A 9408-nucleotide genomic window follows, 5' to 3' on the forward strand; every position below is an offset into this window, starting at 1 on the left:
CCAAAAACCTAAATAACAATATGAAATTAAAATTGAAACACCTTCCCCTTTTACTTCTTCCCCTTTCATTACAGCTGAAAGCTCAGGAAGTAAAAGCGGAACTTAACAAAGAAATTAAAAGACCTGAAAAAATATCCTACATACTGGATTACCCTCAAAAATCAAAAGGAAATGTTCCTTTAATTGTATTTCTTCACGGGTCGGGAGAAAGAGGTAATAATCTTGAAATGGTAAAAGCGCACAGCCCTTTCACCTATAAAGAACTGATCAAGGAACCGGTGGCTATTCTGGCACCGCAATGTCCTGCAGATTCATGGTGGGATACAGTTACCGTATATCATTTAATAAAAGAAATTCAGAAGAAATATAAAATAGATGCTTCCAGAATTTACCTTACCGGACTTTCCATGGGAGGATGGGGAACTTTAAAATTAGCGATGGAGCATCCTGAAATGTTTGCCGCAGTAGTTTCAGTATGTGCACCTACGGATCAGGTGATGACCGCCAATATCGAGCAATATAAAAATTTGAATATGAGAATATATCATGGCGGAATGGATGATATTGTACTGCCGGAAAATGCTTTTAAATTCTATCAGAAACTACATCCGGTTAATCCTGCTGCAGAATTGGTGATTTTCCCGAATGATAATCATAACTCCTGGGATTCAGCATATTCAAACCCCCAGCTGTATGAATGGATGCTGTCAAAGAAAAAAGAGAAATAAGCAAAAACTCAGAGGAAATGCGATGCTCAGCCATGGTAAAACCTTGAGTTTATTGAAGTAATATTGAATTATTTTCATATTTTTGAATATTGTCTTTTTTAGAGACAATGAAAATAGGTCAATCAGATACAATCAGTCAAAAAATAACGTTTCACGTTAATTATAATAGAACAATAAGAAGTTAGATTTATGAAAAAACTAATCGTACTCGCTGCATTAGCCCTTTCGCCGGTATTCTCGGCACAGGAGATGGTGGATAAACCCGTACAGTCTTATCAGACAGCCCAATATCAGGCAAAAAAGAAAGCCTTTGTAGATAATCTGTTATCTAAAATGACATTGGACGAAAAAATCGGTCAGCTCAATCTGCCGACTTCCGGAGATTTTACTACAGGAATGGCTCAAAGTTCCGATATCGGAAAAAAAGTAGAGCAGGGATTGGTAGGTGGATTGTTCAACATAAAAGGGGCTGATAAAATCAAAGCCGTTCAAAAAGTAGCTGTTGAAAAAAGCCGTCTGAAAATTCCAATGATTTTTGGAATGGATGTTATCCATGGTTATGAAACGACTTTCCCAATTCCATTAGGCCTTGCGGCTTCATGGGATATGAATTTAGTACAGCAGTCTGCAAGAGTGGCTGCAAGAGAGGCTGCTTCAGACGGAATCAACTGGACTTTTTCGCCCATGGTTGATATTTCCCGTGAACCAAGATGGGGAAGAGTGTCTGAAGGTTCTGGTGAAGATCCTTATTTAGGAAGTGAAATTTCAAAGAACATGGTGTATGGATACCAAGGGAAAGATTTAGCCAATGGTACGAACATACTTGCCTGTGTAAAGCACTTTGCACTCTATGGAGCAGGTGAATCGGGTAGAGATTACAATACCGTTGATATGAGCCATGTAAGAATGTTCAATGAATATTTTCCTCCTTACAAAGCAGCTGTTGATGCTGGTGTTGCCTCTGTAATGGCCTCTTTCAATGAGGTGGACGGAGTTCCGGCAACAGGAAACAGATGGCTTCAGACCGAAGTACTGAGAAACCAATGGAAATTCAAAGGTTTCGTAGTAACCGATTATACCGGTATCAATGAAATGGTTGATCACGGAATGGGAGATATCCAGCAGGTTTCAGCTTTGGCTTTAAAAGCCGGGATCGATATGGATATGGTAGGAGAAGGTTTTTTAACAACCTTAAAAAAATCTTTATCAGAAGGAAAAGTAACACAGGCTGAAATTGATATGGCTGCCAAAAGAATTCTTGAAGCGAAATATGATTTAGGCTTATTTGATAATCCATACAAACATGGAGACGCAAAACTGGCGGCAAAAGAGGTTTACAATATGGAAAACCGTAATGTGGCAAGAGCTGCTGCTGCTCAGTCAATGGTTTTACTGAAAAATGAAAACCAGGTCTTACCGTTGAAAAAATCAGGTACAGTTGCTGTAATCGGACCATTGGTTAATAACTCGATGAATATGGCAGGAACCTGGAGTGTGGCTACAAAACATAATGTGTCTGTTAATTTGATGCAGGGGCTTCAGGCTAACTATGGCAAAGAGGTTAAATTCCTTTCTGCTAAAGGAGCTAATATCGATTATGATGCTAAATTAGAAGAAATCTACGCTGCTCACGGGAAGAAAACCGACAGAGATAACCGTTCCAAGGAAGAATTATTAAAAGAAGCCGTGGATATTGCCAATAAAGCAGATGTTATTGTCCTGGCAATCGGAGAATCTGCAGAAATGAGCGGGGAATCTTCTTCAAGAAGTGAAATTACAATCCCTCAGTCTCAGGTTGATCTGTTGAACGAGCTGAAAAAGACCGGAAAGCCTATTGCAATGGTACTTTTCACAGGCCGTCCATTAGCTTTAACGAATGTAAAAGATACACCTGATGCTATTGTCAATGCATGGTTCCCGGGTTCGGAAGCAGGAAATGCACTTGCTGATGTTTTATTCGGAAAAGTAAATCCTTCAGGAAAACTTCCGATGACTTTCCCAAGAAGTCTTGGTCAGGTGCCTATTTATTACAATGCTAAAAATACGGGCCGTCCTTTAGACCAGAAGCTTGTTGATAAATGTGAATACCAAAGATTCCGTTCCAACTATATGGATGAATGTAATACCCCATTATACTCTTTCGGATATGGATTGAGCTATACAAAATTCAGTTATTCGGATATGACTGTTTCCAACGCTAATCCAAAAGGCAACCAAACTATTCAGGCGTCAGTGAATGTGTCCAACACCGGAAACTATGATGGAGCAGAGGTGGTTCAGCTTTATATCAGAGACCTGGTAGGAAGTATTACAAGACCGGTAAAAGAACTGAAAGGTTTCCAGAAAATATTTCTGAAAAAAGGAGAATCCAAAAAAGTAACATTTGAGATCAGCCCGGAGAATCTGAAATTCTATAATGGAGATCTGAAATACGACTGGGAATCAGGAGAATTTGATGTGATGATCGGAACCAATTCTGATGAGGTGAAGCATTCAAAAATTACCTGGACTAAGTAAGGAGTAGTAGAAAATTTTTCACAGCAAAGTGTTTTGTTTGTATTTTGGCATGATTTTTAATAATACCCACGATAATTATCATAATAATACAACAACAAAACATGAAAAAAACAATTTTACTTAGCACAATGTTCCTTGGTTCTTTAGTATTCGCACAAGAAATGACGATAAAAGGAGGGGATAGAGATGCTCACGGATGTATCGGTTCTGCAGGATATACCTATTCTCAGATCAAAAAGGACTGTGTAAGAACTTTTGAAGAAAAAATCAAATTAAAAGAGGTTGCTTCAGACGGAGGGTATATTGCTGCAGTGATTTTCAGCAAAGACAAGAAAAAAGCAGAGGTGTTTGTTAAAGATGTTGAAGGAGGAAGTTTAATTCTTACCAGACCTGGAAAAGCAAAAGCTTGGAAAAAAGATGGTTATGTACTGGTTCCTTTCAAAAAAAGCGGTTATCAGCTTAAAAAGGATAATGTCGTAATTTATCAATAAATAATAAAACAGGAAATCGATTCGATTTCCTGTTTTTATTTTAAGGAAGAATGATCAGATCTCATGAAATGGAAATCTGGCTGGGAATCAGGAGAATTCAATGTAATGATCGGAATCCATTCTGATGAGGTGAAGCATTCAAAAAATCATTTGGACTAAGTAAAGAACAGGGGGAATTTTTCACAGCAAAGTGTTTTGTTTGTATTTTGGCATGATTTTTAATAATACCCACGATAGTTATCATAATAATACAACAACAAAACATGAAAAAAACAATTTTACTTAGCACAATGTTCCTTGGTTCTTTAGTATTCGCACAAAAAACACCTGTATTAGGAGGCGATAAAGATGCTCACGGATGTATCGGTTCTGCAGGATATACCTATTCTCAGATCAAAAAAGACTGTATAAGAACTTTTGAAGAAAAAATTAAATTAAAAGAAGTTGCTTCAGACGGAGGGTATATTGCCGCAGTGATTTTCAGCAAAGACAAGAAAAAAGCAGAGGTTTTCGTTAAAGATGTTGAAGGAGGAAGCTTAATTCTTACCAGACCTGGAAAAGCAAAAGCTTGGAAAAAAGATGGTTATGTATTGGTTCCTTTCAAAAAAAGCGGTTATCAGCTTAAAAAGGATAATGTAGTAATCTATCAATAAAAAAAATAAAACAGGAAATCGATTCGATTTCCTGTTTTTATTTTAAAGAAGAATGATCAGACTGTCATTCTCCAGTTTTGTTAAGTCTTAGAGGATAGCTACTGCCTCTTCGGCATAAACAACACCTTCATAACAAGCATTGTATATTGCTTTTAATTCATCTAATGAAGGAACGCGTGGATTGAATCCCGTACAAGGATCTGCCAAAGCATTGGCTGTGATATAATCAAGGTTTTTGTCCCAATCCTCTTTTGAAATTCCAAATGCTTTAAGAGAAGCATTATTATTCACCTCAGAACGTAATGTCTCGATAGCCTGAGCAAGGTCTTCAGCTGTTTTCTTACCGATTACTTTAGCCAGATCAGGATAACGGTCTGTTGCCAGAGCATTATAACGGATCACATTCGGAAGGAAGATGGCATTGGAAGCACCATGAGGAATTCCATACAAAGCTCCTACCTGATGGGATAAAGAGTGAACGATTCCCAACCATGCATTATTGAATGCCAGACCGGCCATGAAAGAGGCATCATGCATATTTTGACGGGCCTTAATGTTGTCAGGATGGTTTACGGCTTCTTTAAGATTGTTAAAAACAATTTCCAACCCTCCCTTTGAAAGGACATCAGCATAATTGTTCTCAATATTTGAGACATAAGCCTCTACACAGTGTGTCAAAGCATCCAGTCCTGTATTGGAGGTGATATGAGCCGGCATAGACGCACAGATTTCACCATCCACAATGGCAATATCCGGAGTCAGTTCATAAGAAACAATAGGATATTTCACTCCTTTTTCACGGTCTGTGATGACCGCTAAACCGGTAGTTTCAGTTCCTGTTCCGCTGGTGGAAGGAATAGCAATAAATTTAGCTTTCTTTCTTAAAACCGGTACCGTAAAAGGTTTGATCATGGCTTCGAAATCTGCATCAGGATACTCATAAAATACCCACATGATTTTGGCAGCATCAATGGCAGAACAGCCTCCCAGTCCGATTACCCAATCCGGTTCAAAAGTTTTCATGACTTCAGCACCTTTCATACATGTTCCGGAAGATGGATCTTCTTCCACCCCCTCGAAAACCTGAGTTTCGATGCCCGCTTCGGTAAGGTAAGCAACTGCTTTATCCAGGGCTCCGCTCTTTCTCATTGAGCTTCCTCCTGTTACAATAACTGCTTTTTTACCGGTAATATTCTTTAATTCTTCAAGGCTTCCTGCTCCATGAAAAACTTCTCCTGCGATAAATAATTTACTCATTTTTCTTAGTTAATTTTTGATGAAACAAAATTAGATAAGACGAAACAGGTAATGTTATACAAACAGGACTATGCGTTATACATTTGCGCCAGCTCCTGCTGAAGTTCGGTAGGTGTTTCCTTAAGTTTAGCTTTTACAAATTTGTTGAGGGCCGAGGGGGAATTAAAACCAAGATCAAAAGCTATTTCCTTATGCGAAAGATCGGAAAACATCAACTGACGCTTGATTTCTATTAAAATCCGGTTGTGAATCGCCTGAATAGCCGTTTCGCTGCAGTGTTTTTTGGTGATGGAATTTAATTTTTTTGTACTGACAGCTAGTTCTTCAGCATAATACTGAACTGTTCGGTGTTGTTTGTAATGCTCATTCAGTAGCTTTTTAAATCGGACATATATGGGTTTGTCTGCCGTGTCTTTATGAAGAATAGGGTGAAGCCCATGCACGGATTCAATGAGTCCCAACAGGAAAATTTTAATATGAAATCTTGCCTGTTCTTTTTTGATAAGACTTGGATGTTGATAAATTTTCTGAATGATTGAAATAGTATGCAGACTTTGTTCAAAATCTTCAGGAGAAAGAATAGTACAGTTCAATTGGGTAGAAAGATTGACGTTGTAGGTACTTAATTCGTTTTTAAGAATGTCTGAACAGAATAATATTTCTTCAAATAAAATTATTTTTCCTGTAACGTTATCGCTTACAGCAGAAACGAAGTTAGCCTGTTCAGGAAATATAACAGAAATTTTTCCGGCCTTTAACGGGTGTACTTTTTCTTCAATATGAATCTGAAGGGCTCCGCTTTCCATTACAATAATACAGAAATGGTCTTTCTTATGAGGCTGGGTATATTCTTTCAGATTTTCTATGGTTAAATCAAAAACCCGGAAAGACAGGTTTTTATCTTCGGCCTTTTGACTCTTCTTTTTGATCTCTAATTTTTTCAGGACACCCATTGTTACCAGTGTTTTAAAACGCGGCAGCAAAGGTATGGCAAAACATGCCCAATATCCAAAGGTTTGGAGGGGAAGAGGTATGAATTACAGACGCTTTTTATAGAATTAAAAGAATTGATCTTATGAATTATTATAATGCGACAGACTTTGTCGCTTTACTGAAATACCTTTGTTTGCTACAGAAATTAATAGTGAAAAATAAAAATATCAAGTTGTAATAAAATCCATAATCAATACAATAAAATAAATCTTTTCGCAGTGGCATAAAAAGGATATTTTTGCAATCGAATTAAAATAATGATAATTACACAATCCATGAAAAAACTCTACATGGGTGCATTTACCTTATGCACCATCCTGAGCCTCTCTGCCCAGGAAGTCATCTGGCAGAAGGACATCAAATCTTCCACTCAGGATTTTCTCAATCAGGTGATTACAACCATTGACCAGCAATATCTTATTACAGGAAGCAGCATTCAGGCTAAAAGCCAGTCTTTAGCTGCCAATAGCCAAAAGCTCAATAACGGTTACGATTTTCATTTGGTAAAACTCAACCAGCATGGCGAACAGGTTTGGGAGAAATATTTTGCCGGGCAAAACCACGATTATTTATCCGCAACTGTGACCACTCAGGATGGTGGATTTCTGGTTTCCGGTACTTCCTATTCAGGAAAGGGACTGGATAAAAAAGATGACTCCAAAGGCGGATCGGATATCTGGCTGATCAGGCTGAATGAATTTGGGGATGAACTGTGGCAGAAAACCTTGGGAACTTCCTCAGATGAAGAAGCCAAAGCAGTCATTCAAACCACCGACTTAGGCTTTTTTGTGGCGGGAAATATTCAAAACTCATCCAAAGGTTATGGTTCAAAAGATGTCTGGATCACCAGGCTGGATAAAGATGGAAAAGAACTGTCTCAGCTTATTCTGGGAGGCAGAGGCTTGGACGAAGTAGAAAAAATGATCCCCACGAAAGACGGCGGAGCATTACTGGGAATTTATTCAAGGAGTTCCGAGGTTCTGGGTTCCGGGGTTGGAAATCCTGAGACTAAACCTTCGACTGAAAGAGCTGCTTCCTCAATAGCCATTAGCCAAATGCCAAAAGCCAGCAGCAATTTCGGTGAAGGCGACTACTGGATCGTAAAACTGGATAAAACTGGAAAAGTAGAATGGGAAAAGAACTTTGGCGGAAAAGACGATGATCATATCAGAACCCTGGCTCTAACTTCAAACGGTTTTATCATTGGAGGAGAATCCAGATCCGAGAGATCCGGAAACAAATCAGTTGGTATTGAAGAAGGAACAGACCTTTGGCTGATCTCACTGAATGAAAGAGGAGATGAACAATGGCAGAAATCCTACAATTTCAAGAACAGGGATGTTTTGATGGGAATGAATGTGATACAGAGCCAAGAGTCAGGATCCAGGAACCAGGATGCCACGAAAGGAATATTGCTCGGAGGATATACCCAGGCGGAAGGAAGAATAGAGAAGGATGATGAGACTTTCTGGATGTTGTATCTGGATGGCAATGGTAATGAGCAATGGAGAAAACATGTGAGTGGAGACTCGAGAAAAAGAGAAGAGAGACTTTCAGATTTGAGACTTAACAGAGATGGCTCTATTATTCTGGCCGGAACCAGTGCTGAGGAATTAGGAAAAGAAAACTGGAAGATTGTAAAGCTGGGAGATAAACAGGTGGATCAGTTAATAGAAAAACATGATATCAAGATCTATCCAAACCCTGTTTCAGATTATGCTTATGTGGAAATCGGCTTTAATTTCAAAGAAGCTGATATTATGCTGTATGATATGAGCGGAAGACAGCTTCAGAGTATAAAAACTAAAAATAATGTGACCAAAATCAATACACAGGCTCTTGTACAAGGTGCTTACCTGGTGACCATCAAAACGGATACGAATAAAACGGCGAATGCCAAATTGATTAAAAAATAAACACGATGAAAAAAGTAATTGCAGCTTCTCTGCTCATCTGTGGATGCGCCCTGGGCTATGCACAATCAGTAGATGCGAAAGACAGTAAATATAACCTCACTATAAAATCTCCGGATGCCGGACAATTATCCAAACATATTGATATCCCTACTTCTACCCATACCGGAGCGGTAGGTATTGATATTCCTCTGTATACTATCAAAGTGGGTGATTTTAGTTTACCTATTTCTTTAAAGTATCACGCTTCAGGGGTGAAAGTCAAAGAAACCGCTTCAAAAGTTGGCCTTGGCTGGGCATTATCCGTTGGAGGGATTTCTCTTTCCAAACAGATTTTGGGGAAAGAGGACAAAGGAAAAATACAATATATTAATCCTGATAATTTTAACCCTGTCCAAGCGAACTCAAATGATTATACCCTTGCCATGACCCTCAAAAATGGACTGGGAGCACCGGATACCCAGCCGGATATCTATTCTTATGCTATTGGTGGCAGCTCAGGAGAGTTTTATTATGACAGTGCCGGTAGAATCATTCAAATCCCCTATAGTACGGTAAAGATTGAAGACTCATTTGTTTTTACAGATAATCAGGGAATAAAATATTATTTCAAACCGGGAAATCAGACCCAAAATGTTGGAGGTGGTAATGCACCTGATCCTCAGGATTTCAATACCACAGATTTTGTCATTACCAGAATTCTTTTACCAACAGGAAAGGAAATAAAATTTAACTACCTGACCAGCAATTACAATTATCTGAGTAGTTTTTATAAAGGATTAAAAGTAGGAAGGGCCTGTACTGTTGAAAATGGGACTACTTATGAAGAGTTTGTTACAAGAACAAGAGTTCTTTC

The 9408-nt window shown here is 38.5% G+C and carries 8 protein-coding genes; 6 read left to right on the forward strand and 2 right to left on the reverse strand.

Going from position 1 to position 9408, the window contains the following annotated elements:
• The first annotated feature begins 20 nt into the window (after positions 1-20).
• The 4 genes from B8967_RS20040 to B8967_RS20055 all read left to right on the forward strand — a co-directional run bounded on the left by B8967_RS20040 (position 21) and on the right by B8967_RS20055 (position 4389).
• Entirely contained in the window at positions 21-728 is a 708-nt protein-coding gene (locus B8967_RS20040; protein WP_084087497.1) for a carboxylesterase family protein, read from the forward strand.
• A 189-nt stretch (positions 729-917) separates the two neighbouring features.
• On the forward strand, positions 918-3245 hold the full coding sequence (gene bglX / locus B8967_RS20045) for a beta-glucosidase BglX (RefSeq protein WP_084087498.1): 2328 nt from the start codon (positions 918-920) through the stop codon (positions 3243-3245).
• A 101-nt stretch (positions 3246-3346) separates the two neighbouring features.
• Entirely contained in the window at positions 3347-3736 is a 390-nt protein-coding gene (locus tag B8967_RS20050; RefSeq protein WP_084087500.1) for a hypothetical protein, read from the forward strand.
• 263 nt (positions 3737-3999) lie between these two features.
• The gene (locus B8967_RS20055) at positions 4000-4389 is read left to right on the forward strand and encodes a hypothetical protein (protein ID WP_084087502.1); all 390 of its coding nucleotides are present in this window, start codon (positions 4000-4002) and stop codon (positions 4387-4389) included.
• A gap of 87 nt (positions 4390-4476) precedes the next feature.
• Here B8967_RS20055 and B8967_RS20060 read toward each other — a convergent pair whose 3' ends face one another.
• Entirely contained in the window at positions 4477-5646 is a 1170-nt protein-coding gene (locus B8967_RS20060) for an iron-containing alcohol dehydrogenase (protein WP_084087504.1), read from the reverse strand.
• A gap of 68 nt (positions 5647-5714) precedes the next feature.
• On the reverse strand, positions 5715-6599 hold the full coding sequence (locus tag B8967_RS20065; RefSeq protein WP_084087506.1) for an AraC family transcriptional regulator: 885 nt from the start codon (positions 6597-6599) through the stop codon (positions 5715-5717).
• Positions 6600-6914: 315 nt separating this feature from the next.
• On the opposite strand from B8967_RS20065, the gene B8967_RS20070 reads away from it, so the two are divergent.
• Both B8967_RS20070 and B8967_RS20075 read left to right on the forward strand, forming a co-directional pair.
• Complete coding sequence (locus B8967_RS20070; RefSeq protein WP_084087508.1) at positions 6915-8555, forward strand: T9SS type A sorting domain-containing protein; 1641 nt, start codon at positions 6915-6917, stop codon at positions 8553-8555.
• 5 nt (positions 8556-8560) lie between these two features.
• A partial coding sequence (locus B8967_RS20075; protein WP_228406268.1) for a hypothetical protein occupies positions 8561-9408 on the forward strand: 848 nt, incomplete at its 3' end.

This window comes from Chryseobacterium sp. YR221, assembly GCF_900176315.1.
GTDB classification, from domain to species: Bacteria; Bacteroidota; Bacteroidia; order Flavobacteriales; family Weeksellaceae; genus Chryseobacterium; species Chryseobacterium rhizosphaerae.